Annotated in this window: 27 protein-coding genes and 1 tRNA gene; 16 read left to right on the top strand and 12 right to left on the bottom strand. The window is 60.9% G+C overall.

Going from position 1 to position 24,418, the window contains the following annotated elements; genetic code table 11:
• The coding region (locus FD715_RS06095; RefSeq protein ID WP_147106782.1) for a helix-turn-helix domain-containing protein at positions 1 to 663 on the bottom strand (663 nt) is incomplete at its 3' end.
• 117 nt (positions 664 to 780) lie between these two features.
• Between FD715_RS06095 and FD715_RS06090 the strand changes: the two genes are divergently transcribed.
• From FD715_RS06090 to FD715_RS06080, 3 genes are read left to right on the top strand one after another with little or no spacing between them, the layout of a single operon-like run.
• Positions 781 to 981, top strand: coding sequence for a hypothetical protein (locus tag FD715_RS06090; protein ID WP_147106655.1), 201 nt, complete (start codon positions 781 to 783; stop codon positions 979 to 981).
• Positions 978 to 1,232, top strand: a complete 255-nt coding sequence (locus FD715_RS06085; protein WP_147106652.1) for a hypothetical protein — start codon at positions 978 to 980, stop codon at positions 1,230 to 1,232. Before FD715_RS06090 ends, FD715_RS06085 begins: the two co-directional genes overlap by 4 nt.
• The gene (locus FD715_RS06080) at positions 1,210 to 2,325 is read left to right on the top strand and encodes a tyrosine-type recombinase/integrase (protein WP_223274749.1); all 1,116 of its coding nucleotides are present in this window, start codon (positions 1,210 to 1,212) and stop codon (positions 2,323 to 2,325) included. The genes FD715_RS06085 and FD715_RS06080 overlap by 23 nt, the downstream gene beginning before the upstream one ends.
• A gap of 15 nt (positions 2,326 to 2,340) precedes the next feature.
• Here the strand turns inward: FD715_RS06080 and FD715_RS06075 are convergent.
• Positions 2,341 to 2,414: transfer RNA gene (locus tag FD715_RS06075), tRNA-Cys, on the bottom strand.
• 164 nt (positions 2,415 to 2,578) lie between these two features.
• Between FD715_RS06075 and FD715_RS06070 the strand changes: the two genes are divergently transcribed.
• From FD715_RS06070 to FD715_RS06055, 4 genes are all read left to right on the top strand, one after another.
• Complete coding sequence (locus FD715_RS06070; RefSeq protein ID WP_147106649.1) at positions 2,579 to 3,232, top strand: protein-L-isoaspartate O-methyltransferase; 654 nt, start codon at positions 2,579 to 2,581, stop codon at positions 3,230 to 3,232.
• Between the two features lie 47 nt (positions 3,233 to 3,279).
• Positions 3,280 to 4,710 carry a TolC family outer membrane protein gene (locus FD715_RS06065; protein ID WP_147106646.1) on the top strand — a complete coding sequence of 477 codons (1,431 nt, stop codon included), beginning with the start codon at positions 3,280 to 3,282 and terminating at the stop codon, positions 4,708 to 4,710.
• A 75-nt stretch (positions 4,711 to 4,785) separates the two neighbouring features.
• Positions 4,786 to 5,658 (top strand): hypothetical protein, encoded by an 873-nt coding sequence (locus FD715_RS06060; protein ID WP_147106643.1) that lies wholly within the window; start codon positions 4,786 to 4,788, stop codon positions 5,656 to 5,658.
• A gap of 34 nt (positions 5,659 to 5,692) precedes the next feature.
• A complete protein-coding gene (locus FD715_RS06055; RefSeq protein ID WP_147106639.1) occupies positions 5,693 to 6,271 on the top strand; it encodes a cobalamin biosynthesis protein CobQ in 579 nt (192 codons plus the stop codon).
• A 58-nt stretch (positions 6,272 to 6,329) separates the two neighbouring features.
• On the opposite strand, the gene FD715_RS06050 is transcribed toward FD715_RS06055, so the two are convergent.
• A complete protein-coding gene (locus tag FD715_RS06050; protein WP_039684470.1) occupies positions 6,330 to 6,650 on the bottom strand; it encodes a DUF6280 family protein in 321 nt (106 codons plus the stop codon).
• Positions 6,651 to 6,870: 220 nt separating this feature from the next.
• Here FD715_RS06050 and efp point away from each other — a divergent pair, with 220 nt between their 5' ends.
• A complete protein-coding gene (efp, locus tag FD715_RS06045; protein ID WP_039684472.1) occupies positions 6,871 to 7,434 on the top strand; it encodes an elongation factor P in 564 nt (187 codons plus the stop codon).
• Between the two features lie 421 nt (positions 7,435 to 7,855).
• Positions 7,856 to 8,932: a class I SAM-dependent methyltransferase gene (locus tag FD715_RS06040; RefSeq protein ID WP_147106636.1), complete on the top strand. Its 1,077-nt coding sequence runs from the start codon at positions 7,856 to 7,858 to the stop codon at positions 8,930 to 8,932.
• Positions 8,933 to 8,950: 18 nt separating this feature from the next.
• Here the strand turns inward: FD715_RS06040 and FD715_RS06035 are convergent, their stop codons facing one another.
• Complete coding sequence (locus FD715_RS06035) at positions 8,951 to 9,688, bottom strand: folate-binding protein YgfZ (protein ID WP_147106633.1); 738 nt, start codon at positions 9,686 to 9,688, stop codon at positions 8,951 to 8,953.
• Positions 9,689 to 9,754: 66 nt separating this feature from the next.
• Between FD715_RS06035 and FD715_RS06030 the strand changes: the two genes are divergently transcribed.
• Positions 9,755 to 10,423 (top strand): TIGR04283 family arsenosugar biosynthesis glycosyltransferase, encoded by a 669-nt coding sequence (locus FD715_RS06030; RefSeq protein WP_147106630.1) that lies wholly within the window; start codon positions 9,755 to 9,757, stop codon positions 10,421 to 10,423.
• A 78-nt stretch (positions 10,424 to 10,501) separates the two neighbouring features.
• Positions 10,502 to 11,710: an alanine--glyoxylate aminotransferase family protein gene (locus tag FD715_RS06025; protein WP_147106627.1), complete on the top strand. Its 1,209-nt coding sequence runs from the start codon at positions 10,502 to 10,504 to the stop codon at positions 11,708 to 11,710.
• Between the two features lies 1 nt (position 11,711).
• On the opposite strand, the gene FD715_RS06020 is transcribed toward FD715_RS06025, so the two are convergent.
• From FD715_RS06020 to FD715_RS06010, 3 genes are all read right to left on the bottom strand, one after another.
• Entirely contained in the window at positions 11,712 to 12,464 is a 753-nt protein-coding gene (locus tag FD715_RS06020) for an ABC transporter substrate-binding protein (protein WP_189799413.1), read from the bottom strand.
• A 159-nt stretch (positions 12,465 to 12,623) separates the two neighbouring features.
• The gene (locus tag FD715_RS06015) at positions 12,624 to 12,842 is read right to left on the bottom strand and encodes a hypothetical protein (protein WP_147106621.1); all 219 of its coding nucleotides are present in this window, start codon (positions 12,840 to 12,842) and stop codon (positions 12,624 to 12,626) included.
• Between the two features lie 55 nt (positions 12,843 to 12,897).
• Positions 12,898 to 14,001: a pyridoxal phosphate-dependent aminotransferase gene (locus FD715_RS06010; RefSeq protein ID WP_147106618.1), complete on the bottom strand. Its 1,104-nt coding sequence runs from the start codon at positions 13,999 to 14,001 to the stop codon at positions 12,898 to 12,900.
• Positions 14,002 to 14,104: 103 nt separating this feature from the next.
• Between FD715_RS06010 and FD715_RS06005 the strand changes: the two genes are divergently transcribed.
• The 3 genes from FD715_RS06005 to FD715_RS05995 all read left to right on the top strand — a co-directional run bounded on the left by FD715_RS06005 (position 14,105) and on the right by FD715_RS05995 (position 18,608).
• On the top strand, positions 14,105 to 14,899 hold the full coding sequence (locus tag FD715_RS06005) for a crotonase/enoyl-CoA hydratase family protein (RefSeq protein ID WP_147106615.1): 795 nt from the start codon (positions 14,105 to 14,107) through the stop codon (positions 14,897 to 14,899).
• 342 nt (positions 14,900 to 15,241) lie between these two features.
• Positions 15,242 to 17,539 (top strand): xanthine dehydrogenase family protein molybdopterin-binding subunit, encoded by a 2,298-nt coding sequence (locus FD715_RS06000; protein ID WP_147106613.1) that lies wholly within the window; start codon positions 15,242 to 15,244, stop codon positions 17,537 to 17,539.
• Positions 17,517 to 18,608, top strand: coding sequence for a DUF2235 domain-containing protein (locus tag FD715_RS05995; protein ID WP_147106610.1), 1,092 nt, complete (start codon positions 17,517 to 17,519; stop codon positions 18,606 to 18,608). The genes FD715_RS06000 and FD715_RS05995 overlap by 23 nt, the downstream gene beginning before the upstream one ends.
• 36 nt (positions 18,609 to 18,644) lie before the next feature.
• On the opposite strand, the gene FD715_RS05990 is transcribed toward FD715_RS05995, so the two are convergent.
• The gene (locus FD715_RS05990; protein ID WP_147106608.1) at positions 18,645 to 19,127 is read right to left on the bottom strand and encodes a PaaI family thioesterase; all 483 of its coding nucleotides are present in this window, start codon (positions 19,125 to 19,127) and stop codon (positions 18,645 to 18,647) included.
• Between the two features lie 342 nt (positions 19,128 to 19,469).
• On the bottom strand, positions 19,470 to 20,339 hold the full coding sequence (locus tag FD715_RS05985; RefSeq protein ID WP_147106605.1) for a methylenetetrahydrofolate reductase: 870 nt from the start codon (positions 20,337 to 20,339) through the stop codon (positions 19,470 to 19,472).
• Between the two features lie 86 nt (positions 20,340 to 20,425).
• Between FD715_RS05985 and FD715_RS05980 the strand changes: the two genes are divergently transcribed.
• Positions 20,426 to 21,331, top strand: a complete 906-nt coding sequence (locus FD715_RS05980) for a LysR family transcriptional regulator (RefSeq protein WP_147106602.1) — start codon at positions 20,426 to 20,428, stop codon at positions 21,329 to 21,331.
• Positions 21,332 to 21,386: 55 nt separating this feature from the next.
• Here the strand turns inward: FD715_RS05980 and FD715_RS05975 are convergent, their stop codons facing one another.
• Positions 21,387 to 22,424, bottom strand: a complete 1,038-nt coding sequence (locus FD715_RS05975) for an NADP-dependent oxidoreductase (protein WP_147106599.1) — start codon at positions 22,422 to 22,424, stop codon at positions 21,387 to 21,389.
• 111 nt (positions 22,425 to 22,535) lie between these two features.
• On the opposite strand from FD715_RS05975, the gene FD715_RS05970 reads away from it, so the two are divergent.
• A complete protein-coding gene (locus tag FD715_RS05970; protein WP_147106597.1) occupies positions 22,536 to 23,321 on the top strand; it encodes an inositol monophosphatase family protein in 786 nt (261 codons plus the stop codon).
• Here the strand turns inward: FD715_RS05970 and FD715_RS05965 are convergent.
• Together FD715_RS05965 and FD715_RS05960 are read right to left on the bottom strand one after the other, a co-directional pair.
• The gene (locus FD715_RS05965) at positions 23,318 to 23,680 is read right to left on the bottom strand and encodes a GFA family protein (protein ID WP_147106594.1); all 363 of its coding nucleotides are present in this window, start codon (positions 23,678 to 23,680) and stop codon (positions 23,318 to 23,320) included. The two genes, FD715_RS05970 and FD715_RS05965, sit on opposite strands and share 4 nt — an antisense overlap.
• Positions 23,677 to 24,411 (bottom strand): rhomboid family intramembrane serine protease, encoded by a 735-nt coding sequence (locus tag FD715_RS05960; RefSeq protein ID WP_147106590.1) that lies wholly within the window; start codon positions 24,409 to 24,411, stop codon positions 23,677 to 23,679. Before FD715_RS05960 ends, FD715_RS05965 begins: the two co-directional genes overlap by 4 nt.
• Between the last annotated feature and the right edge of the window lie 7 nt (positions 24,412 to 24,418).

Genomic DNA, 24,418 nt, shown 5'->3' with positions numbered 1-24,418 from the left:
TTTTCCAGAGTTTGCCTTTTCGTCTTCAGCGGACGATTGTTCAGGGCCGAACAAGGCGAGCCAGTTCTTGAAGGCGTCTTCGTAGGTCTCGTCGTCCGCAAATCCCTCCCAGAATGGCGGTTCTGGGGCTTCGTCCGGATGAAACCGGTGGTCAGTTGTGATGACAACCGCGTCACGGATCAAATCCGGATCAGTCAGCGAGTGGTAGAATGGCCGCCAATCGTGAGTGACTGCAAATCGCGCGACCTTGAATTTCGTCTCGTCATCCATCTTTGGGTAGGTCTCGCCTAGCGTGTTTCGAACGGTTTTGACCTCGGCGTAGAACCTTTCGAGAAGAGCGGAATCAGGCCGAAGAGGCCGACCTAACATCATTTCGTTCAGATCAACGTCTGTCGCAGTAGCGAAATTGACAAGTGCATCCGATGGAACGGGGCGGAGGCCCTTCTCATATGTCCGATAGGCGCGTTCCGATACTCCCATGATCTCTGCAGCTTCAAACTGAGAAAGTTTGAACTGGGCACGGAGCGCTTTCAGGTTTTCATGCAGCGGGTGAGAAGGTGCGTTACGCCTTTGCGCGTCTTCAAACGCGATCCGTTTTTCTTCCTGAGCCTCCCATGCGGCTTCCTCCCCTGGCGTCACGGTGAAGTCTAAGCCCTTGGTCATTCGGCACCTCCGGACCGGAACGAATGTTCCGGTTTCTCTAGATTCTTCCGAAAGTGGATGACAGGCCGCAAGAGCTCTGCATCTTCTTACGGAAAGTCGCAGCAAGTGTACGGAAACATGTCAGCAATCTTGTCAGAAGGAAAGACACCGGAAGCCTGGAGCGAGGCGTTGTCGGGACATGGGGTACACGTGTCCGCGCGTTTGATCCGCCGAATGGCGCGACAGTCCGGCGAATTTCATCAGATCGGCCGGCTGATGTTGCTCACGCCCGATCATCTTGAGGCCTTGCTGAAGAAGACCGGGGAGACATCGAAATGATTGAATTTGTCTCTGCGGGCGATCTCGCACAAAAGTTTGGGTTTGCTGGCCCGAACGACGGTTTTCGTTCGTTTTGTCGCCAACTCGGAATTCAGCCAATCCGGCGCAATCCGCATTTCTTTGATCCGATCCACGTTCGAGCGCGCCTTGATGCAGCGCAGGGGCTGGAGCGACAGAACCAAAGCGGCGACCAAGAACGTGATCTCGTTGAGTTAAGGAGGGCCAGACGTGCCGCACAACGATCTGCCTGAAGGTGTTCATCGTGTTCGACGTAAGACAAAGAATGTTGACAAGTTCCACTTCTACGCTTGGCGCGGAGGCCCGAAGTTCTGGGAGTCACAGGTGCGCAGTCCACGTGATCCTGAATTTTCGGTTGCTTTCTCCACGGCGGTGAAGCCACGTCTCGCCGGGGAATACATGACCCCACAAATGGTTGATGATTTTCTCGACAGCACTGCGATGCCTCAGGGAGCGCGCACACAGGCCGACTATCGGAAATGGGCGCTTAGGTTTGCTTCAGAATTTGCCGATGATCAGGCAAAGATGTGGGAGCATCCTAAGTCACGCGGCGAACTCAACGAATGGCGAGCAAAGTGGAAGAGTTCTCCCAAGCAACATGACTACGCGGGCACAGTTGCAGTGCGAATCCTCAATTGGGCGCGCGATGAGGGAAAGATCGCAACGCACTTCTGCGACCGTCTTCATCGCATCTATTCAGTGGATCGAGCTGAGATTGTTTGGACTGAAGCGGATCAACAGGCGTTCAAGGATGCTGCGCCGTCATGGGTGAAACGTGTGATGACGCTCGCTTGCGAAACAGGACTGAGGCCCGCAGACCTTGTGCGGCTGACGCGCGGCAACCTTGAGAGCTTCGATGGAATTGACAGGTTTCGGGTGCGTACTCAAAAGCGAGGGCGCGTAGCGCATATCCCTGTGACGCCAGAGCTTCGACGGTTGATCGATGAAACGCCTACGGATCAGCTTGTTTTGTTGGTAAACGACCGGAACAAGCCGCTTAGGCCTACATCGGCTAGTCGCGCCATCACTCGCTACCGGGACCGCATCGCGGACAAGCTCAGTGATCCCACGCTGCGCCTCCAAGATACGCGCGGCACAGCAGCCACGAGGCTCCTACGCGCAGGTCTGGGTCTCAACCAAATCGCAAATCACATGGGTTGGTCGCTCCGCTACGCAGCGGCCGTGATCGAGCATTACGCCGCCGTTTCACCTGCTGAGAGCGCGGAAGTCCTCGACTTACTGGAGCGCGAAAAGCAGCGCCGCGAGGGCAAAACTGTAAACGCAATTGTAAACGCCCCCGATGGGGCAAAGAGAGGAGAGAGCTAAGTGCTTGAAATTAAATGGAGGCGAGTACCGGAATCGAACCGGTGTACACGGATTTGCAATCCGCTGCGTCACCACTCCGCCAACTCGCCATTTGTGATGTAATCGCGGCGATAGCTTATTCGTTTGCCGCGTGCAAGGCTATCAAAGCAGACACTTCTGGAATAATGACGCAGTGCGCACCTGCTCCGTTGCTCACGCGTGCGGACTGTGGCACACCTGTGGAGAAGAACCTGAACCAAAGAGTTTAGCTGCAATGCCCGACTTCTCGACCCGGCGGACAATGATGGTGGATACGCAAGTGCGGCCCTCCGATGTCACCAAGTTTCCAATTATCGATGCCATGCTCTCGGTCAAGCGGGAGGACTTTGTGCCGGCAGCCCTGCGAGAGACAGCCTATCTGGGCGAAAACCTCCACCTTGGTGAGGGCCGTGTCATCCTGGAGCCTCGCACGTTGGCGAAGATGCTTGATGCTTTGGACATTGGACCGGATGAGCTGGTGCTGGATGTGGGTGCCGGCTTGGGCTACTCGGCGGCCGTAATTGCACACATGGCACAAGCGGTCGTTGCCCTTGAGGACAATGACGACACATCGTCCGAGGCACAGGACGCGCTGATGTCTGCGGGTATCGATAACGTCATCACCCATGTCGAGCCTCTCAAGGACGGCGCGGCAGAGCATGGACCATACGACGTCATCGTTGTCGAAGGCGGCGTGGCTCATGTGCCCGATGCGCTTTTGACCCAGCTCAAGGACGGTGGTCGCATCGCCTGTCTGTTCATGGACGGTGCGTTGGGTGAAGCCCGAATTGGATACAAGGTCGACGGCGCGGTGTCTTGGCGCCGCGCATTCAATGCGGGTGCACCGGTGTTGCCGGGATTTGAAAAACACGACGCATTCACGCTTTGACCTAGAAAACAGGCATCGGTCGAGCGGATCAACAGGGGCAGGTCACAATGAAAAACACGTCAGGACGCAGCTTTCTCACCTCTACCGCACTGGCCCTCGGCCTGGCTGCGGTGACCACCTTTGGCGCCGTGGGCAGCAGAGCAACGGCTGACACGCTCGCGGATGCGCTGGTTGGGGCCTATACCCACAGCGGTTTGCTGCAACAGAACCGCGCGCTCTTGCGCGCTGCGGACGAAGATGTGCCAATTGCCCTCGCGGCTTTGCGCCCAATCATCAACTGGTCGACCGACCTCACGCGTGTCTTTGGCGAGCGGACAACAGACGGTCGCGTCACGTCCCTCCGCACCAGAACAATTGCGCTTGGTTTGACAGCGTCATGGCAGGTCTATGACGGGGGTGCGGACGCGGCGCGCGTCGAGGCTCTAAAAGAGACGGTCCTCGCCACGCGTGCATCTCTTTTGAACGTGGAACAAGCGTTGTTGCTCCGGGCTGCGGCGGCTTACTTTAATGTCTTGCGCCAGGAAAACTTTGTTGCACTTAGTCAGAACAACTTGCGTCTGCTGCAACAGGAGTTGCGTGCGGCCAATGACCGGTTCGAGGTCGGGGAAGTGACGAGAACCGATGTGTCGCTGGCAGAAGCGGCGGTGGCGCAGGCCCGCAGCAACCTCGCGGATGCGGAACGCAACCTGATACAGGCGCAGGCCGAATACACGAACGTGGTTGGCCGACAACCTGGTCGCCTGTCTGGTTTGCCAGCGCTTCCCAGCACAGAGACGCGCATTGAGGCGGCCCAGGCTGTCGCGGTCCGCACCCACCCGGAAATGGAGACGGCCCGCAGGCAGGTCTCTGCAAATGAGTTGCTTGTGACCGCTGCAGCGCGAGACAAATTGCCCGTCGTGTCGCTCAGTGGGACGGTGAGTGTCGAAGAAGAACTTGAGGGCCCTGACAGCACCGAACAGGCGAGTATCGGGGTAAATGTGACTGGGCCAATCTATCAGGGTGGCCGTCTGTCAGCCCTTGAGCGTCAGGCGATTGCAAATCGCGATGCCGCGCGTGGAAACCTTCACAATGTCCGACACGACGTGCAGCAGGACGTGGTGGATGCGATTTCCGACTTCAATGCCGCACGCGCCAGCCTCGCGGCGTCCGAAAGGCAGATCCGTGCAGCGCGTGTCGCCTTTCAGGGGGTTCGAGAAGAGGCGACGCTAGGCGCACGTACAACGCTTGACGTGTTGGACGCAGAACAGGACCTGCTGGACGCCGAGACGAACCGCATCTCCGCGCAGGCGGACCAGTACATCGCTGCCTATGCCGTGCTCGAAGCGATGGGTCTGTTAACAGCGCAACGCCTGAAGTTGCCCGTCCAGCTGTATGACCCTGCGGCCTATTACAACCTTGTGAAGGACGGACCGGTCAAACGGTCCAGACAAGGCGAGCAACTGGACCGCGTCCTGCGTGCCCTCCAAGTAGACGATTAGACTTTTCAGCACAGTATTGTGCGACTCTCACCTGCGCGGTAGACTTTGCGTGAGGCAGAGAGTGGTACATGAAACATGTCTGATCCAATGACCAACACCGAGGTGGAGGACGTTTTGGCGTCGATCCGCCGCTTGGTGTCCGACGACAAACGCCCCGAACCAGACGGCGCAACCGAAGCGCATTCTGATCGCCTCGTGCTGACACCCGCCTTGCGGGTCATGGAAGAACAGCCGCAAGAGGACGTGGTCGAAACGGAAGCGTCAGTCGAGGAACCGCAAGCGGATGTTGATGATGTTCCGGCTTCGGAGGCGGAGAGTCTTGTGGCTGATGACACCGCTCAGGCTGACGCAACGGACCATTGGGTAGGCGATGACAATGCCGACGATGCCTATCAAGATGAAGATGGAACCGCGGCGACAGTCTCGGGCGACATCGAAGCATCCATTACCCTCGACGCGGTTGATCTGGAACAGGATACCTTGAAATCCATTCAGGACGCTTTCGCCGACATCGACGCCGAAGAAGGTGGACCAGAGGGAGAGGCTGCAACTCATGAAAATACGCCGCCTAAACTGCTCAGCGAAAAGATTGCGGCGCTCGAAACGCTGATTGCCGGGCAGACGGAAGAGTTCGAACCCGCCATGGTGGGGGACGGCGAAAATGCGGGTACTGAACCGCCAGCGATCGCGTGGCAAGACACGTCCGAGCCTTCCGAACCACTCGACACGCCTCGCGCTGCACCAGAGGCCGTGAGCGAGACCACGGATGACGCGCAGATCTTTTCCTCAGACGAAGATGTTCTTGATGAGGAAGCGCTGCGCGATCTGGTCAGCGACATCGTACGAGAAGAGCTGCAGGGCGCCCTCGGCGAACGCATCACGCGCAACGTGCGCAAACTGGTGCGGCGGGAAATTCACCGCGCCCTGGCCGCGCAAGATCTCGAGTAGGTTGGACTGGGATGTATCGCCGGACTAACTGGGCGTGAACACACCCGCACATCTTTTGGTTGGCGCCGCCGCCTTTGGAAAAGGTGGTCAACAGCGCATCCTTGCAGCCGCGCTTGCGGGTGCTTTGCTGCCGGACGTGTCCTTGTATGTCATGGCTGGCGTATCTCTCTTCGTGCTGGGGATCCCGCCAGCGACAGTTTTCAATGAGCTTTACTTTTCGGCCGCGTGGCAGACTGTCTTTGCCATCGACAATTCGTTCTTTGTTTGGGGCATATTGTGCGGCATCGCGCTTTGGCGGAAATCGGAGTGGGCAATTGCACTTACCGGCGCGGCGCTGTTGCACGTCGCGACGGACTTCCCGCTTCATCACGATGACGGCCGTCCCCATTTCTGGCCATTCAGCCTTTGGGTGTTCGAAAGCCCGATCAGCTATTGGGACAGGGAGCATGGCGCGGCTTTCGTCGCCCCGATCGAGGCAGCCGTCGCGAGTGTGGCGGCAGTTGCCCTCTGGCGCCGGGCCCTACCGGTATGGGGTACGGGGCTGGTCGTGCTTATGCTTTTGGCCGAGTTCTGGATTGTTCGACAGTGGCTGTTCTTTTTCGTGGACAGCTGAGGACAAAAAGAAAACGCGCCCGGAAGGGCGCGCTTTCCTTTAGGCAGCGTTAATTCTATCAGGCGGCTTCGGCCTGTTGCGCAGCATTGCGCCGCTCGGATTCTTCGCGGCTCAGCGCGACCGATGTCCGGACACCTTTGCCAACAAATTCCATCAGCCCTTCGACCACACGTTCATTCGGGTCGATGCCTGCACAGCTCAGCACTTCGCGCCCATCGCGCGAACGTGCCCAGCGGGCGATCTGCTCGGGCCCGTTGCCATACTTCTTGTCATCGGCGATGGCATCGTCGAGTGCAGCCAACACAACGGCTGCGAATAGTTTACGTGCACGATTGCCTTGCTCGTTGTTAAAGGCCGTGCCGTCAACGAAATCTTTCATTCGTCGTCCTTCCTTTATTCTTGCTCTTGTCTTTTTCGGCGTGGCGCTCGTTATGAACGAACCCATCCGATTCGGATACCCCGTTTCTGCATGGCATCCTTGCAATCAACGCATAGCCTGCTGCACATGCAGCACTGTATTTCGTTGTCTTGCCGGGCAACCCCACGCGAGATATAGGGAGCATCAACTTTTCATCAACCTTTCGCCACGGTTTTGCCACATGCCTAAAATCAACGGAAACGAGATCCGCCCCGGAAACGTGCTTGAACATAACGACGGCCTTTGGGCCGCCGTAAAAGTTGACCATGTCAAACCCGGAAAGGGCGGTGCGTTTGCCCAAGTGGAACTGCGCAACCTGCGCAACGGTTCCAAATTGAATGAACGTTTCCGCAGTGCGGACAAGGTCGAACGGGTGCGGCTGGAGCAGAAAGACCAGCAATTCCTTTATGAGAACGACGGCATGCTGGTGTTCATGGATGCAGACACCTACGAGCAGATCGAACTGCCCGCGGAGCTTCTGGGCGACCGCCGCCCTTTCCTGCAGGACGGCATGACCATCGTCGTAGAGTTCTATGAGGAAGAGGCGCTGAACGCGACCGTCCCGCAAAAGGTCACCTGCAAGATCGTGGAGACTGAGCCGGTTGTCAAAGGCCAGACGGCGGCGAATTCGTTCAAGCCCGCGATCCTCGACAACGGGGTCAAGGTCATGGTGCCGCCGTTTGTTGGTCAGGACGAAGATATTGTCGTCAACACGGAGACGATGGAATACGCAGAACGCGCGTGATGGGAGTACACCTGCGCGCCTCTGTTGTTTCTAGATTCGCTTCGCGCAGGTTCAAATCAGACGGGCGGAACTGAAGTGTCACGCGTAACCGGTCAGGCTGTGTATTCTCGCGCCAGAGCGAGGCTCCGCTCGAAGTCTTGCTAAGGATTGGCATCATCACTAATTCCGCGACGCAGTCAGCAAGGAGGTTGGACGGCGAGGAATTGCTTCTGGCAATGCAAGTAACCGTTGTATCCGGCTTAACCTTCAGAAATCCATGAATGCTTGATCCAACCGGTTGTACGGCGCCCGGTCCCTATGGCGTCGATGTCTTTAGCCTAAATCGGAACGGGCGACGCTCTTGTTGCGATGGACGTGCAGCGTAGGATGCAATAACCCTCGGCCACAACGGCGCAAGGGCGCACGCCAACAGGATAGCAACATGACTATGAACAAGACGCTCGTTTTCCCTGCGGGGATGCCGCAATCCCTGGCGTATGCGAAACAAGCTGAACGGGATGGTCGGGCCGTCGTTGGGGCGTCTTCGCTGCACCATGATCCGGCCAAGCCTCACTACGACGCGTGGGCTTTTCTGCCCTATGTGACAGACCCGGACTTTGTAACGTCGTTGCAGGGCGTTGTGCAGGCGCATTCGGTGACCTCCATCTACACGCCCAATGCGGTGGTTTGGGAAATGCTGGATGCTGCGCTGCCCAACGCGCTACCGAACGTCAGCCTCGTCAACAGCCATCCGATGCGCGAGTTGGAGGACACGTACAAAGCCTCGAACGATTTTGCTCGGAGCTTGTCGGAAGCAGAAGTGCCCTTGTTCGTTCCAACAGGGAGGTCGCTACCTCCGTTGGCCAAGCTGGCGTCGATTTACCACCATTTGGAAGCCATTCCCGGCATGTGCGATCACGACAAGACGCGTGCCCTTTTTGCCATCTTCCAATCTGCGCCCGCCGGCGATGTGGTCGAGATCGGCAGTTGGTGGGGGAAGTCCGCCTTTCTGCTGGCACAGCTGGCCCAAATGAATGGCACCGGCCCTGTGCTGTGCGTGGATCCTTGGGATATGAAAAACATCGTGCAGAATGATGCTGGCGGATTGGTGGATGCGGTTGATGTTGACCCGGCCGGTGCGTTTCAGATTTTCCTCGTTAATCTTCTGCCCTATGCGCAGGGGCGGTTGAATTATCTTCGCAAGGCGTCCGTTGATGCGGCGCCCGTTTATGCCGCGTCGCGTCAGATCGAGAGCCCGGAGTTTGACGCAGTTACCTATTCGGGGGAAATTTCTGTCCTGCATATCGACGGCAACCACAGCGAAGCGGCCGTTAGGGCGGATGTTGAGGCCTGGTGTTCCATGGTGAAGCCAGGCGGGTGGATCATATTGGATGACTACGTCTGGCCCTATGGCGATGGGCCCAAGGTCGTAGGCGACGCTTACCTGGAAAAGCGGCAGGACGAGATTGCCACATCGTTTGTCATGGGGTCTGCGTTGTTCATCAAGCTGACGGGGTAGTGGTGCGGCAGGTCCGCGTCAGTCGGCGCGGGTGACGGTCGCTGCGCCTGCCTGCATGTCGCCCTGTGCCCGGTCAAACCGCAGATAGGCAATGGCCCGGTCGCCTGAACGTGACAGGAGCGTACCCGCCGGTTTGTCGCCCGCCTTAAGTTCGGTGCCGGGATCCGCGTCGCCCTCAACCCGTACGGACGCCAGCCCTTTGCGTAGGGTTGTCTTGTGCTTCATGCGTGCGGTGACTTCCTGACCAACATAGCAGCCCTTGCGGAAATCGACGCCGTTCAGTCCTTCGAAATGTGCTTCGAGGATGAACGTGTCCGGTGTCAGCTCAATCCCGGTTTCAGGGATCATGTGCGTGACACGCAGCGCCGTCCAGTCAGTGGTGTCGTCGGTCTGCGCTTCTTCGCGGTACGCACGCCAACCCATGGCGCTGTGCCGCGGGTCTGCGAAACCGTCGGTCGGTGCGTCGCCGAGCCCGCGGTGCAAATGCAGGTCTGTATCCTCGAGCGTGACATTGGCGCGCAGTTTGTACATGCCCAGCCGCTGTCGCAGCATGTCCACCTGATCGTGATGCGCATCCAGCAGAACGGCTTCCCCGTCGGGCACGAGGAAAAAGTCGGCCATGTATTTGCCCTGCGGCGTCAAAAGAGCGGCGTAAACAAGGCCGTCTTTCAGCCCGTCCACATCGTTCGTGACGAGCCCCTGAAGGAAGCCGTGCGTGTCAGGGCCGGAGAGGCGGAAGATATGACGGTAGGTCATGGGAGTTCCTTTCGCGGGCGTCTCTTGTCATATAGCAGCCCGAGGACCAACCGAAAGGGGCCAGTCTTGCCTGCACCCATCTCTGTCATCATTCCGACCTTGAATGCCGAAGCGGCGCTTGGCCCGTGTTTGGCTGCGTTGATGGAGGGGGTTGATGCGGGTCTCATCGCTGAGCTGATCGTGAGTGATGGTGGATCAGATGACAGGACGGTGGCACTTGCTGATGCGTGGGGCGCACAGATCGTGCGGGGGCTTGCGTCGCGCGGCGGGCAGTTGCGGCGCGGTACTACGGCGGCGCGGGCGGAGTGGTTTCTGATCCTGCATGCCGACACGTGCCTGACGCCTGGCTGGACGGCTCCTGTGGCTGAGCATCTGGGCCGCGCGCACGCTGGCTACTTCAACCTTCGATTTGATCGTGGAGGACAGCTGGTAGCAGCGTGGGCCAACCTGCGGGCGCGGCTGTTTGGGTTGCCCTATGGCGATCAGGGGTTGTTGATCCGTCGCGATCATTATGTGCGGGTCGGGGGGTATCCTGATATTCCGTTGATGGAGGATGTGGCCATCGCGCGTGCGCTGCGCGGGGCATTGGTGCCGTTGGATGCTGTGGCTGTGACAAGCGCAGAGAAGTATCGCCGTCAGGGTTGGCTGCGCCGCGGCACGCGCAATCTCTGGACGCTGCTGCGCTATTTTGCGGGCGTCAGCCCCGAGAGGCTGGCCGAGAGCTATCGCCGTTAGCGCTCTGCCCGCGGTGCAATTGACGCCGCATCCGACGGCGCTAGTGTGCGCGATATTGAATGCGTACGGAGAGCTTCCATGACGTCATCGGTCAAACACGTGGGCGGCCGCGAATACCTGGCCATTCCGGGTCCATCGGTGATGCCGGATGCAGTGTTGCAAGCCATGCACCGGGCGGCGCCCAACATCTATGCGGGCGAGATCGTGGACATAGCTGCAAGTCTTGTACCGGATCTGCGCCGTGTGGCGCAGACGGAGAGCCATGTCGCCATGTATATTGGCAACGGGCATGCGGCGTGGGAAGCAGCGCTGGCCAATACCGTGGCAGAGGGCGACACCGTTCTTGTCCCCGCCACGGGCCGGTTCGCCCACGGATGGGCCGAGATGGCCGAGGGCCTGGGCGCACAGACGCAGATCATTGATCATGGCAAGCGGGCGCCCTGGGATCTAGAGCAGATCGCAGAGGCGTTGCGCGCCGACACGGCCCACCGGATCAAAGCGGTACTCGCCGTGCATGTCGACACGTCGACCTCTATTCGCAACGATGTGGCCGCCCTGCGCGGGGTGCTGGACGACGTGGGTCATCCGGCGCTTTTGATGGCCGATTGTATTGCCTCGCTGGGCTGTGACCGCTTTGAAATGGACAGATGGGGCGTCGATGTGATGGTGGCCGGGTGCCAAAAGGGGCTGATGGTCCCACCTGGCATGTGTTTCGTGTTTTTCAATGACAAGGCCGACGCGGTGCGACGCGCCATGCCTCGGGTCAGCCGCTATTGGGACTGGTCGCCGCGGGCCAACCCCGAAGAGTTCTTCATGTACTGGAACGGCACAGCGCCGACGCATCACCTTTACGGATTGCGCGCCGCGCTCGACATGATCCATGCCGAGGGGATGGAGGCGATCTGGTCCCGCCACGAAACGCTCGCGCGGGCGATCTGGGCTGCCTGCAATGCGTGGGCGTCGGGTGGGCCATTGGAGTTGAACGTGGCGGAGCCCGCGCATCGCAGCTGTGCTGTCACGGCGCTGCGCCTCGAGGCGCCCCACGCCACGGCGCTGCGGGATTGGACCGAGGCGCGTCTTGGTCTGACGCTCGGCATCGGCCTGGGCATGGCGCCGCCGGGCGATCCGGCGTGGCACGGGTTTTTCCGGCTTGGCCACATGGGCCATGTGAACGGACAGATGATCATGGGCCTTCTGGGCGGCATCGAGGCCGGTTTGACGGCGCTACGCGTCCCGCATGGGCGCAATGCGCTGGCGGCTGCCGCAGCGGAGATCGCAAAGGTTTAGCTCAACGCCCCGCCGAGTTCGGGATATATCGTTGCAATAGACGCTCGAGCGTGCCGTCCGCGCGCATCTCGTTGATCTGCGCCATGTAGGTCCGGCGGGTGTCATCGGGCAGGGTGGGGCTCGCGACCAGGAATACCGGGATGTCCCGGATCGTTTCACCGATGAACAACGGGTTTTCCATGTCGAGCATGCCCCAGGTCATACGCATCATGTCCTCGGTCAATAGCCATGCATCGGCCCGACCTGAGGCGAGCATATTCGCGCTTGCGTCCGGTGAGGTGGTGCTGTGCACATTGCCAAACCCAAGTTGATCCAGAACGTTTTCAGATGTGGTCCCGCGTTCCACGACGATGGAGGACAACGCGCGGGCATCATCCAGCGTGTTGACCGGGCCCGAGACGCTGGCGAAGTTCAGGCTGGTGCGATGAAACTCGGTCACCCAAAGGATTTGCGCGTCATGCGCCTTTCCCTTGAACAGGGCAGGCATCAACGTCGCCTCACCCGTCAGCACCTCATGCACCGCGCGCTGGAAGGGCAGGAATTGCAACTCAATCTGCCGATCAGCGCGACGTGCCGCTTCGCGCAGCACGTCTACCGCGTAGCCCTGCCTGTCCGCGTTCCCTTCGATCATCAGAGGTGGGTAGTGTGCAGCGACAACCCGGTCGATCGGTGGTTGTACGGGCTGCTCGGCACGCAGATGCACCGGTGCAACCACTAGCACCATCAGAAGACCCATCAAAGCCAATGCTTTCAAGTCGTCACTCCATGATCGTAAACCAAGACGGGTCGGTCGGGGCGGCAACCTACGGATTGCAGCGCAATTGGCATGGTCTTCGTCTGGCAACATATACGAACCCTAGAAGGTTCCGGTTTACGAAGCCCTAAAGCATGAAATTTGGAAAGCGCGCTTAGGCTAAAACGATTTGCCGCGCCGGATCGAGGCCGCTTGCCGTTCCGCAGCCCAAACCTTGCCTCGTTCGATCAGATGGTTGAGCCCAATCCCAAGCAACATTGCCGCGATCAAGCCCCAGATGGCCCAGATCGCGACCAGGATCCAGGTGAGGTTAACCCCGAACATGACGATACAGGCTTTGGTATAGTTGGGCGCGATCCCGGTGTGGTTGTCGTCCATGGCGTACCCCGATTACGGTCACTACCCTCCGACTATAGTCCACCCATCGTGCCTGTCAGCCCCCGTTTGCGTCAGCTAAGGCAAGAGGGAAGGCTGCGGCAAACGCGTCGAGATCAGCATGCGTGCCGCAGCTGACGCGGATGCAGCGGTTTTGTGGTGCCGCAAAAGGCATGCGAACAAAGATGCCGCGTGCAATCAAGCCATCAAGTACCGCCTTGGCGAAGGTGCCGTCCCGCCCGCAGTCGATGGTGACAAAGTTTGTGGCAGAGGGAAGGGGTTTCAGCCCGTTGGAGTGGGCGATCTCGTTTATCTGGGTCCGGGCGACCGCGATGTGATCCACGACCTGTGCCAGATACGCCTGGTCCTTGAGTGCCGCGAGCGCGCCGGCCTGCGCTGCTCGGTTCATGCCGAAGTGGTTGCGCACCTTGTTGAAGGCGTCGATCAGGGGGCCCGCGCCGATGGCGTAGCCCACACGCGCGCCCGCCATGCCATACGCCTTGGAAAACGTGCGCATGCGGATCACACGCGGGTCATCCGCGTCGATGTTAGGCGCGGTGCCGGCAGGGGCGCAGTCGATATAGGCCTCGTCCAGCACCAGCAGCGTACCTAGCGGCAAATCGTCGAGCGCTTTGGTTAGTGTTTCCCCGTCGTGCCATGTGCCCATTGGGTTGTCGGGGTTGGCGAGGTAGACGAGCTTGGCTTGCGTCTCTGCCGCTTTGGCGAAGAGGGCTGCGGGATCTTCCTGATCGTCGTTGTAGGGGACTGTGTGCAGCGTGCCCCCATACCCTGACACGTGGTAGTTGAACGTGGGATAAGCGCCCAGAGACGTCACAACGTGATCGCCCGGCCCGACAAATAGCCGCGCGATGTAGCCTAGCAGGCCATCAATCCCTTCGCCCACCATGACATTGTCTGGGGAAATCCGGTGATGGACCGCAAGCGCCCGTCGCAGCGCGTGATTTTCCGGGTCGCCGTATTTCCAGATGTCGGTCTGTGCCATGGCTTCGGCCACACTTGGGGAAGGGCCGAAGACGCTCTCATTCGCGCCGAGCCGTGCATCGAAGGCAGCGTTGCGTGCGCGCTCCTGTGCTTCGGGGCCGACAAAGGGCACGGTGGAGGGCAGGCTGGCGGCAATTGGAGTCAGGCGGAGGTCTGTCATGGCGAGAGGGGTAACGTGGGCCGTGGTGAGGGGCAATGCCCTTACGTTTTGCTGGCGCCGCGCGGTGCGATGCGCTTGGGTGGGCACAAACAGGAGAACCGCCATGTCAGACCGCGTGTCCGTCACCTACGACAACCACATCGCACATGTCCGCCTCACGCGAGCGGACAAGATGAACGCAGTCGATCAGGCGATGATCGACGCCATCATTGCGGCCGGGCAAGAGGTGGCGGCAAGCAAGGCGCGCGTTTGCGTCATCTCGGGTGAGGGCAAGGGGTTTTGCGCGGGCATTGACGTGAGCGGTCTTGGTGCGATGATTGGGAAGGATCCCAATGACTTGCTAATGCCGCGCACCCATGGTGACGGCACGACGAACCAATGGCAGGAGGTCGCTATGGTGTGGACCCTTTGCCCGATGCCGGTGATTGCTGCGGTGCATGGCGTGTGTTTTGGCGCCGGAATGCAGTTGGCGCTGGGCGCAGATATTCGGATTGCTGCCCCGGATGCACGCTTTGCCGTGATGGAGATGAAGTGGGGGATCGTACCGGACATGGGCGGCATGGTGCTGTTGCCGCGGCTGGTGCGAGCGGATGTGTTGCGCCGCTTGACCTACACTGCCGATCCGATTTCCGCAGACAAGGCAGAGGCGTGGGGGCTGGTCACCGAGGTGGCCGACGATCCAGTATCGGCGGCGATGTCGCTGGCCGAAGCGCTGACGTTAAAATCGCCGAGTGCGCTGCGGGCAGCCAAGGCCTTGATTGGCTATGCAGAAACGCATGAACCGGATGCGGTGCTGCTGGAGGAAAGCCGAGTTCAGGCCAGGTTGATGGGCACAGCGGAGCAAATGGAAGTCGTTGCGGCGCAGATCCAGAAGCGGCCCCCGGTATTTAAGGACTAAGGCGCTGGGGCGGATGCGATAGGCTGAATCCGCCTGCGAGGCATAGTTTGTGATGAGCATTGCCTCGGTATTTGGCTTGCGGGTGGTGGACGCGATCTATCGCGCCATTTCAGTCGTGCACAGCGGTGAAATTCGTTTTGGGAAGGTCATCGCATACCCGCCCGGGTCATGGTTTGGCGCGACTGCCTGAACAGGATCCGGCGGAGGTCTGACATTTGTCCGCGTCGCTGCGTCCAATGTGCCGGATGCGAGCAACCCTGTGTCGTAACTGGTGCTGGACACTGCGGGTGCGCGCGATACGTTCGCGCATGAAGATGTCCGCAGGCAGACAGGAGTGCACCCATGGAAAAGTTCGGCAAGTCCCAACCCGTCAAGCGCCGGGAAGATGTGCGCTTTCTGACCGGAGAAGGCCGCTATGTGGATGACATTGCACCTGCCAATGCGCTGCAGTCCTTTGTGTTCCGGTCACCCGTTGCTCATGCAGTGATCACGGACCTCGACGTAACCGACGCGCGCGAGGCCGAGGGGGTGCACGCCGTCTATACACTTGCCGATCTGGAGGCTGCGGGTCTGAACGTTGCCATGCAGGGCGTGACCGTAAAGAACCGCGATGGGTCTGATGGCGCTGGGCCCGAGCGGCCCATTCTGGCGCGGGGCCGCTTGCGCTTTGTTGGTGAGCCGGTGGCTGTGATTGTGGCCGAGACGCTGGCGCAGGCGCGCGATGCGGCTGAGATGATCATGCTGGATTATGACGATCTGCCGGCCAAGATGGATATGGCAGCAGGTGGAGAGACCGTGCATGCCGAAGCCCCCGACAACGTGGCCTATGACTGGCATATGGGGGATGAGGCGGCGACGCAGGCAGCATTCGACAAGGCTGCGCGGGTGGTGTCGCTGGATGTGGGCGACAACCGCATCATCGTGAATTCGATGGAGCCCCGTGGCTGTTATGCCGAGCCCGAGGGCGACCGGCTGCATGTGGCCATCAACGGGCAGGGCGTGTGGGGGCCGAAGGATCAGTTGGCGAAGGGCCTGAACATGCCTGCCGACGATATTCGCGTGACCAACCCGGATACCGGGGGTGGTTTTGGCATGAAGGGGATGATGTACCCGGAGTATTTTGTTGTTGCCCATGCCGCCCGCGCATTGAAGCGCCCGGTGCGCTGGATGTCGGAGCGGACAGAGGCGATGCTGTCGGACAATGCAGGCCGCGATCTGACCTCGCTGACCGAGTTGGCCTTTGACGCGGATCACCGGATCATTGGCTACCGCGTGTTCACCGAGGCCAATATGGGGGCCTACAATTCGCAATATGCGCAGGCGATTCAGACGCAGCTGTTCAGCCGGGTGCTGACCGGGGTGTATGACATGCCTGCCGCTTACCTGCGGTCTGTCGGGTACTTTACCAACACCACGCAGGTGGATGCCTATCGTGGGGCGGGGCGGCCCGAGGCGATCTACATTCTGGAGCGTGCGATGGACCGGGCCGCGCGCGAGCTGGGCGTGGACCCGTTGGAGCTGCGCCGCATCAACTTCATCAAGCCGGATCAGTTCCCCTACAAGACGCTGGTGGACGAGACCTATGACGTGGGTGATTTCGACAAGGTGCTGACCCGCGCCGAGGCGGAGGCGGATATCCCCGGTTTCGCTGCGCGCAAGGCTGCCGATGCGGCCGAGGGCCGTATGCGGGGGCTGGGCCTGTGTTACTATATCGAAAGCATTTTGGGTGATCCTGCCGAGAGTGCGAAGGTTGAGTTTACGGATGAGGGCCGTGTGAACATCTATGTCGGTACCCAATCGAACGGGCAGGGGCATGAGACGGTTTATGCCCAGTTCCTGAGCGATCAGACCGGGATTCCGGTGGAGATGATCGATGTGGTGCAGGGCGACAGTGATCGCATCAAGCAGGGCGGCGGCACGGGTGGGTCGCGGTCTGTGACTGTGCAGAACACGGCGACTTTGGCGACCGTGTCGGCGATGACCGAGGCGTTTGTGGCATTTTTGAGCGAGGAAGAGGGGGTGCCTGCCTCCGGCATTTCCTTTGATGATGAGCAGTTTCGGATTGAGGGGTCGAACATGACGCCTACGATGCTGGAGGTCGCTGAGATGGCTCGCGAGAAAGGGCGCGAGGACCTTTTGGTCCATGAACAGCGCACCAAGCTGGAGGCGCGCAGCTTCCCCAATGGCTGTCATGTTTCAGAAGTTGTGATTGATCCTGACACGGGTGTTGTGACTGTGGATCGCTATGCGGTCGTCGATGATTTTGGAAATCTTATCAATCCGATGCTGGCCGAAGGTCAGGTGCATGGGGGTGTTGTTCAGGGTATTGGGCAGGCGCTGACGGAGCATGTTCAGTTCGACGAGGACGGCCAACTGCTCACGGCAACGTTCATGGACTATGCCTTGCCCCGCGCCGACGACGTTCCCTACATCGGGTTCACGTCCGAGCCGGTGCCGTCCACTGCCAATGTCATGGGCATGAAGGGCTGTGGCGAGGCTGGTACGGTCGGCGCGTTGGCTGCGGTGTCCAATGCGGTGCAGGATGCGCTGTGGGAGCACGGCGTGCGGCAGGTGGATATGCCATTCACACCGATGAAGGTTTGGGACTTGATGAGGGATGCTCGGATCGCGGCTGAATAACGCCATTGCGCACTGGCTGCGCCGCCGCTTGCGCGCGGGTCTTCCCAAGGTGGACCCGCCCGTGCGCGGACAGACGATCCATGTCATTATCATTGACGGGACCATGTCGACCCTTGAGCCTGGCGACGAGACCAATGCCGGGTTGACCGCAAAGCTGCTGGAAGAGATGGGCAGCGCGGTGTCGTTGTATTACGAGCCCGGTCTGCAGTGGTCGCATTGGCGCAAGGCGGGCGATGTCGTCTTTGGCCGGGGGATCAACCGGCAGATTCGGCGGGCCTATGGCTATCTTGCGTCGCGGTATCGGCCCGGGGACAAGGTGTTCTTGCTGGGATATTCGCGAGGTGCCTATGCGGTGCGGTCGCTGGCGGGGATCATTGATCGCGTTGGCCTGTTGAGGCCGGAGACAGCGACGGAGCGCAATATCCGCGATGTCTATCGCCATTATGAGTGCAGCCCGGATGGGGATGCGGCACGGATTTTCGTGCGCAACAATTGCCATCCTTCGGTCGAGATCGAGATGATCGGCGTGTGGGACACGGTCAAGGCGCTGGGACTGAACATGCCGTTCCTGTGGCGGCTGAGCGCGCCGCGTCACGCCTTTCACAACCATCAGCTTTGCAAATCGGTGAAGCATGGGTTTCATGCGGTGGCGCGGAATGAGACGCGCGTCGCCTATGCTCCGGTGATGTGGGACACGACCGAGGGCTGGGACGGGCATCTGGTGCAGATGTGGTTCCGGGGCGTGCATGGCGATGTGGGTGGTCATCTGTCGGGGCGGCGGGCGTCGCGCCCGCTCGCCAATATTCCGCTGGTCTGGATGCTGGAGCAGGCGGAACGGTGCGGGTTGCCGTTGCCTGAGGGCTGGGCGGGGCGGTTTGTGCAGGATGCGTCGGCCCCGTCGATGGGGACATTTGTGGGTTTGGGGAAATGGTTCGTGACGCGGCGGCCGCGTCTGGTGGGTGTCGATCCGTCGGAGCGGGTGCATCCCACTGTGGCGCAGGCACCGCCGCCGCGGTCGTGGTCCGATTGGGTGGCGGATTTGCGGGGGACGGGGGCGGACGCTCTTTAGCCTGTGGCTAAAGTCGCCCCGCCCGCCGTCCCGTATTCAGCGTAGATTCATGATGATGCAGGTGGTGGAGCCTGTGGCATAGAGTTTGCCGTCATCCACGCCGCGGATTTCGCCCGTGGCCACGCCCGTGCTGCGCCCGGCGTGGTCGATGCGGCCCGTGCATTGGATTTCCATCCCCAGGGGGATGCCGCGGGTGATGTTGATCTTGTATTCCAGCGTCGTGTAGACGGATCCGGCGGGCACTTTGGTCATCACCGCGCAGGCCATGGCGCTGTCGAGGAGCGTGCCGTACCAGCCTCCATGCACAGTGCCCATCGGGTTGGTTACGTCGAATTCCGGGGTGCCGCGGAAGGTGACTTCGCCGTCTTTGACTGCGTGCAGCGCGTATCCCAGCGTGTGGCCGATGGGGGGACCCGGCACTGTGCCGGCCAGAATGCCCTGCATGAAGGCGAGGCCGGACATGGAGAGAAGTTCGTCCTGGCTGGGCAGGTCGGCCATGGTTTGGGCGAGGCGGGGCATGGTAACGTCTCCGGGTCGTGATGCCGGGACGGTAGTGGGATCAGACCGATTGGTCTAGTGGGAAGTGGTGGCGGGGGCCAGCCCCCGTCGCCTTTGGCGACTCCCCCGGGATTTTTCGAAACAGGGAATTCGAACCGGTCCGCTTTAGCGGCAAAGGCCGTCGGGCGGTCTTTGAGGTGAGAATGGGCGGAGCCCAGGACCCGTCCGCGCAGCGGCAAACGCCGTGGGGTGGCGCCCTTCTCGCGCACCGCTGTGCCGCACGCTTGTTGAGGTGAGAATGGGTGGGGCTGAGCTTCGGCGTGTGCGGGGTTGCGTGCCAGAGACGGTTTGTGAGGCTTGGGTCTACGCCACATTGCGCATCTGTGTCGGGCGGACGAGGCCCAAGGCGCGGCAAACCTTCAATGTGAGGTCGGGGCGGTTGAGCGTGTAGAAGTGTAGTTTGTCGACCCCTTCGCTGATCAGTGTGTCGCAGAGGTCTGCGCAGTGCGTGAGGGCGAAGAGGTGCGCGCGGTCTTCGCGTTCGGCCCGGTCGAAGGCTGTGGCCGTGGCTGCTGGGATCGGTGTGCCGCAGATGTCTGCAAATTTGCGGGCGCGCGCCCAATTGGCGACGGGGAAGATGCCCGGCGTGATCGGGGCGGTGATGCCTGCGGCGGCGCAGGCGTCGCGGAAGCGCAGGAAGCTGTCGGGCTCGAAGAAGAATTGGGTGATGGCTTCGGATGCGCCTGCGTCGAGCTTTGCCTTGAGCCAGTCGATGTTTTGTTGGGCCGAGGCCGCGTCCGGGTGGCTGTCGGGGTAGGCGCCCACGCGGATTGTGAACTGGTTCAGGTCGGCGAGGGCGCGGATCAGGTCGATGCTGTTGGCAAAGCCGTCGGGATGCGCCTCGAACGCGCCGCCGCCGGGGGCGTCGCCGCGCAGGGCCACGATGTCCTTGACCCCGCTTTTGGCGTAGCGCTGGGCTGTGGCCAGCACGTCATCGCGGCTTTGGCCCGTGCAGGTGAGGTGGGCGGCGACTGGAAGGCCGGAAGTTTTGCGCAAGGTTTGCGCGGCTTCCTGTGTCAGGGATTGTGTTGTGCCGCCCGCGCCGTATGTGACGGAGACGAAGCGGGGGTTCAGGGGGGCGAGGGCCTGCACCGTGTCCCAGAGGTGGAACGACGCATCGAGTGACTTCGGGGGGAAGGTTTCGAACGACAGGGCGACGTCGGGTGTGGGCATAGGGGGCTCCTTTGGGCTTGTTGCAGGATGCCCTGCCGGGTATTTTGAAGCAAATTCATAACTCTCATCATCAACATGAGTTCTGTATGCATATCGAGTTTCGACACCTGCGCACGATCAAGGCCATTCACGAGGCGGGCGGGCTCGCGCGGGCGGCGGATCAGCTTCACATCACCCAGTCTGCGCTGAGCCATCAGATCAAGGGGTTGGAGGATCAGGCGGGGGTGGAGCTGTTTGTGCGCCGGTCAAAGCCTTTGAAGCTGTCGGCGGCGGGGTTGCGGTTGTTGCGGCTGGCGGAGCAGGTCTTGCCCCAGGTGGAGGCGGCGGCAGCGGAGTTTTCGGCCTTGCGTGATGGGTCCTCGGGGCGGCTGCACATTGCCATTGAGTGTCACGCCTGTTTCGAGTGGCTGTTTCCTGTGCTGGAAGTGTTTCGGAAGAGTTGGCCGGATGTGGATGTGGACATTCGACCCGGCCTTGCCTTTGACGCGCTGCCTGCGCTGATGAAGGAGGAGGTGGATCTGGTGGTGTCGTCGGATCCGGAGAATCTGCCCGGTGTCACCTTTGTCGAACTCTTTGATTATGCGCCGGTTTTCGTGGCGTCCTCGACCCATCCGTTGGCGCAGAAGCCTTATGTGGAGGCCAGGGATTTTCGGGATCAGACGTTAATTACCTATCCGGTGGAGCGGACGCGGTTGGATGTGTTCAGTCAGTTGCTGATCCCGGCGAAGGTGGAGCCCGCGGCGGTGCGGCAGGCGGAATTGACTGCGGTGATTTTGTTGTTGGTGGCGTCTAATCGTGGGGTGTCGGTGCTGCCCGATTGGGTGGTGCGGGAGGTTAAGTATTCGAGTGATTACGTGACCCGGCCCTTGACCAAGGATGGGCTGACCCGGCGGCTTTATGCGGCGGTGCGGGAGGATGATCTGGGTAAGCCGTATATGGAAAAGCTGATTGATCTGGCGCGGGTTGAGGCGCGGAAGTTGCAGGCGGCGTGAGGTCGGGGGCGGCTCGGTTGCTGCGCAAATGCGCCCGCCCGCCGACCCTGTGGAGTTAGATTAGCTTTACGATTTGCTTGCCGACGTTTTTGCCCTCGAGAAGGCCGATGAAGGCTGTGGGGGCGTTCTCCAGCCCCTCGACGATGTCTTCGACGACGTTGATGTCGCCGCTCAGGACCTTGGGCGCGACTTCGGCTAAGAATGTTGGGAAACGGTCCCAGTGGTTCGAGATGATGAAGCCGTTGACCGACAGGAACTTGATGAGGATGGGCCGCCAGAGCGTGGGGGCCGAAAGTGGCGTGTCGGCGCCTGCGCCCAGGCCACCAGCATTGTACCACGAGATCATGCCGCAGACGGGGATGCGCCCGTGCGGGTTCATCAGCGGCATGACCGCTTCCAGCACCTTGCCGCCGACATTTTCGAAATAGATGTCGATGCCGTCTGGGCATGCGTCCTTGAGTGCGGCGCGCAGGGGTTTGGCATCGGCATGGGCGCGGTGGTCGATGCAGGCGTCGAAGCCGAAAGTCTCCTTGGCCAGCACGCATTTGTCCGCGCCGCCCGCGATCCCGACTGTACGCAGGCCCAGTGACTTGGCAAGTTGGCCGACCATAGAGCCGACGGGGCCTGTGGCTGCGGCCACGACCAGTGTTTCGCCGGATTTGGGCCGTCCATGTTCCATCAGCCCATGCCAGCCGGTGAAGCCGGGCATGCCCAGCACGCCGAGGGCCGCCGTGACGGGGCCAGCGTTCGGGTCGAGTTTGCGCAGCATTTTCGCATCGGCGACGGCGTGGGTGGCCCACCCGAGCATGCCGAATACCATGTCGCCGGGTGCAAAGCCGTCCGCGTTGGAGGTCAGCACCTCGCCCACACCGCCGCCTTCCATCGTGCCGCCGATGGGCACGGGGGAGGCATAGGATTTGGCATCATCCATTCGGCCGCGCATGTAGGGATCGAGCGACATGTAGTGAACGCGGACCAGTACTTCGCCGTCGCCCGGCGTCGGAACGGGGGCCGTTTCGAGCGAGAAATTGTCGGGCGTGGGCGCGCCGTTGGGGCGGCGGGCGAGGGTGATGTGCTGCATCTGGTCGGGCATGGTCGTCCTTTCGCGTTTGGCGGGAACTCAACAGGTCTGTCCCCCCTTGGCAACCGTGTAGCACGCAGCTATAGCGCGCCCTTGATCTTTCCCATGCCCCGGAGCGTCCCCATGCAAGGCAGCGCAAATCTCAACATCATGATGAAGGCCGCGCGCAAGGCGGGCCGGTCGCTGGTCAAGGACTTCCGCGAGGTGGAGAACCTGCAGGTGTCGATGAAGGGGGCGGGCGACTTTGTGTCCAAGGCCGATCTGGCCGCCGAGGAGATCCTGAAGGAGGAACTGCGTACCGCCAGGCCCAATTATGGCTGGTTGGCTGAAGAGGGTGGTGAAGAGGATGGCGAGGACCCGACCCGCCGCTGGATCGTGGACCCGCTGGATGGCACCACGAATTTTCTGCACGGGCTGCCCCATTGGGCGGTCTCCATCGCGCTGGAGCATAAGGGGCAGGTTGTCGCCGGTGTTGTCTATGACGCTGCCAAGGACGAGATGTTTTTTGCCGAGAAAGGCAGTGGTGCCTTTATGAACGATAGCCGCTTGCGGGTGTCGGGGCGGCGGCAGTTGATCGAGTGTGTCTTTGCCACGGGCCTGCCCTTTGGCGGGCGGTCGGATTTGCCTGAGACGTTGAAGGAGCTGGCGCGGTTGATGCCAACCTGTGCCGGTGTGCGGCGTTTTGGGTCGGCGGCACTGGATTTGGCGTACGTTGCTGCGGGTCGCTATGATGGCTATTGGGAACGGCGTTTGAATGCCTGGGACATCGCTGCCGGGTCGCTGATCGTGCGTGAGGCCGGTGGGCTGGTTGAGCCGCTGACCGAGAGCGGCAGCATTCTGGACGATGGCGAGATAATTTGTGCCAACGAGAACATGTTTTCTCAGCTGGCCAAGATCATCCGCGCCTAGGGTTTCGCATCCGAGGGGTGATTGACCCCGTCATGCCATGGCATCGGTTCGTGCTCGGCCGGGTTCACGCCTTCGAGTGCGCCCATGTTCACGCCGATCTCATCCGGGTTTGAGCGGCGGTTGTGGTACATATAGATGCCGCAGATGCTGCAGAAGTGGTGTTTGGCCGTGTTGGTGCCCCATTGGTAGCGCGTGAGCTTGTCCCCGCCTTGCAGGATTTTGACGCCGTTCTTCGGTGCCGTGACCGCCGGTGCTGCGCGGCGGCGGCAGAAGGAGCAGTCGCAGCGGGCGGCGGTTGCTAGCCCGTCAGTGAGAGTGACGTCGAGCACGACGGCGCCGCAGTGGCAGGTAGCTTTCATCGTCTGACCTTTGGGATGCGGGAGGTTGAATAGCGTGCCTCTGGGTGGGGCGGGTGCCCGTCGGTGCGCCGCCAGAAGCCGGGGCCGCCGAGCCGCAGCCAGAGTGGGATTGTGAGCAGAATACCGACGATGAACCCGCCCGCATGGGCCCAGTAGGCGACGCCGCCTGCATTCGGGTCACTGCCGACGCCGCCGATGAACTGCATCCCGAACCAGAGCGCCAGCATGATCCATGCCGGGATCGGGAAGACGCGGAAGATGATAATCAGGATCAGCAGGATGTCGATCCGTGCCTTGGGGAACAGCAGGAGGTACGCGCCCATGACCCCTGCGATGGCGCCGGAGGCTCCGACGACTGGGACGATGGAATCGGGGGCCGACAGGATGTGGATCATCCCTGCGGCGACGCCGCTGGCGATGTAGAAGCCGAGAAAACGCCCATGCCCCATCTCGTCTTCGACATTGTCGCCGAAGATGTAGAGGAAGAGCATGTTGCCCCCCAGATGCAGCCAGCCGCCGTGGAGGAACATGGAGCTGACGAGCGTGAGGGCGCCCTCGCCTGTCACGACCCGGGCGGGGATTGCGGCGTAGTCGAAGAAGAAGCGGCTGAGGGCGCGTTCGTCGGAGAACAGGCCGACATAGCTGAGGAACACCAGGATGTTCACGGCCATCAGCGCGTAGGTGATGTAGGGCGTGCGGCCTGATGGGTTGTGATCACGGATCGGAAACATGCCCCGA

Source organism: Tateyamaria sp. syn59 (genome assembly GCF_007995245.1).
GTDB lineage: Bacteria > Pseudomonadota > Alphaproteobacteria > Rhodobacterales > Rhodobacteraceae > Tateyamaria.
This window is presented reverse-complemented; position numbering and strand designations above follow the sequence as displayed.

What these genes read in the sequence shown, in the direction of transcription:
- FD715_RS06000 (WP_147106613.1), top strand. Translation starts at nt 15,242, where the DNA reads ATGGAAAAGTTCGGCAAGTCCCAACCCGTCAAGCGCCGGGAAGATGTG.
- FD715_RS06005 (WP_147106615.1), top strand. Translation starts at nt 14,105, where the DNA reads ATGTCAGACCGCGTGTCCGTCACCTACGACAACCACATCGCACATGTC.
- FD715_RS05985 (WP_147106605.1), bottom strand. Translation starts at nt 20,339, where the DNA reads ATGCCCACACCCGACGTCGCCCTGTCGTTCGAAACCTTCCCCCCGAAG.
- FD715_RS05975 (WP_147106599.1), bottom strand. Translation starts at nt 22,424, where the DNA reads ATGCCCGACCAGATGCAGCACATCACCCTCGCCCGCCGCCCCAACGGC.
- FD715_RS06070 (WP_147106649.1), top strand. Translation starts at nt 2,579, where the DNA reads ATGCCCGACTTCTCGACCCGGCGGACAATGATGGTGGATACGCAAGTG.
- FD715_RS06065 (WP_147106646.1), top strand. Translation starts at nt 3,280, where the DNA reads ATGAAAAACACGTCAGGACGCAGCTTTCTCACCTCTACCGCACTGGCC.
- FD715_RS05960 (WP_147106590.1), bottom strand. Translation starts at nt 24,411, where the DNA reads ATGTTTCCGATCCGTGATCACAACCCATCAGGCCGCACGCCCTACATC.
- FD715_RS06050 (WP_039684470.1), bottom strand. Translation starts at nt 6,650, where the DNA reads ATGAAAGATTTCGTTGACGGCACGGCCTTTAACAACGAGCAAGGCAAT.
- FD715_RS05965 (WP_147106594.1), bottom strand. Translation starts at nt 23,680, where the DNA reads ATGAAAGCTACCTGCCACTGCGGCGCCGTCGTGCTCGACGTCACTCTC.
- FD715_RS05980 (WP_147106602.1), top strand. Translation starts at nt 20,426, where the DNA reads ATGCATATCGAGTTTCGACACCTGCGCACGATCAAGGCCATTCACGAG.
- FD715_RS05990 (WP_147106608.1), bottom strand. Translation starts at nt 19,127, where the DNA reads ATGCCCCGCCTCGCCCAAACCATGGCCGACCTGCCCAGCCAGGACGAA.
- FD715_RS06090 (WP_147106655.1), top strand. Translation starts at nt 781, where the DNA reads ATGTCAGCAATCTTGTCAGAAGGAAAGACACCGGAAGCCTGGAGCGAG.
- FD715_RS05995 (WP_147106610.1), top strand. Translation starts at nt 17,517, where the DNA reads ATGCTCGGATCGCGGCTGAATAACGCCATTGCGCACTGGCTGCGCCGC.
- FD715_RS06035 (WP_147106633.1), bottom strand. Translation starts at nt 9,688, where the DNA reads ATGACCTACCGTCATATCTTCCGCCTCTCCGGCCCTGACACGCACGGC.
- efp (WP_039684472.1), top strand. Translation starts at nt 6,871, where the DNA reads ATGCCTAAAATCAACGGAAACGAGATCCGCCCCGGAAACGTGCTTGAA.
- FD715_RS06060 (WP_147106643.1), top strand. Translation starts at nt 4,786, where the DNA reads ATGTCTGATCCAATGACCAACACCGAGGTGGAGGACGTTTTGGCGTCG.
- FD715_RS06085 (WP_147106652.1), top strand. Translation starts at nt 978, where the DNA reads ATGATTGAATTTGTCTCTGCGGGCGATCTCGCACAAAAGTTTGGGTTT.
- FD715_RS06010 (WP_147106618.1), bottom strand. Translation starts at nt 14,001, where the DNA reads ATGACAGACCTCCGCCTGACTCCAATTGCCGCCAGCCTGCCCTCCACC.
- FD715_RS06040 (WP_147106636.1), top strand. Translation starts at nt 7,856, where the DNA reads ATGACTATGAACAAGACGCTCGTTTTCCCTGCGGGGATGCCGCAATCC.
- FD715_RS06015 (WP_147106621.1), bottom strand. Translation starts at nt 12,842, where the DNA reads ATGGACGACAACCACACCGGGATCGCGCCCAACTATACCAAAGCCTGT.
- FD715_RS05970 (WP_147106597.1), top strand. Translation starts at nt 22,536, where the DNA reads ATGCAAGGCAGCGCAAATCTCAACATCATGATGAAGGCCGCGCGCAAG.
- FD715_RS06025 (WP_147106627.1), top strand. Translation starts at nt 10,502, where the DNA reads ATGACGTCATCGGTCAAACACGTGGGCGGCCGCGAATACCTGGCCATT.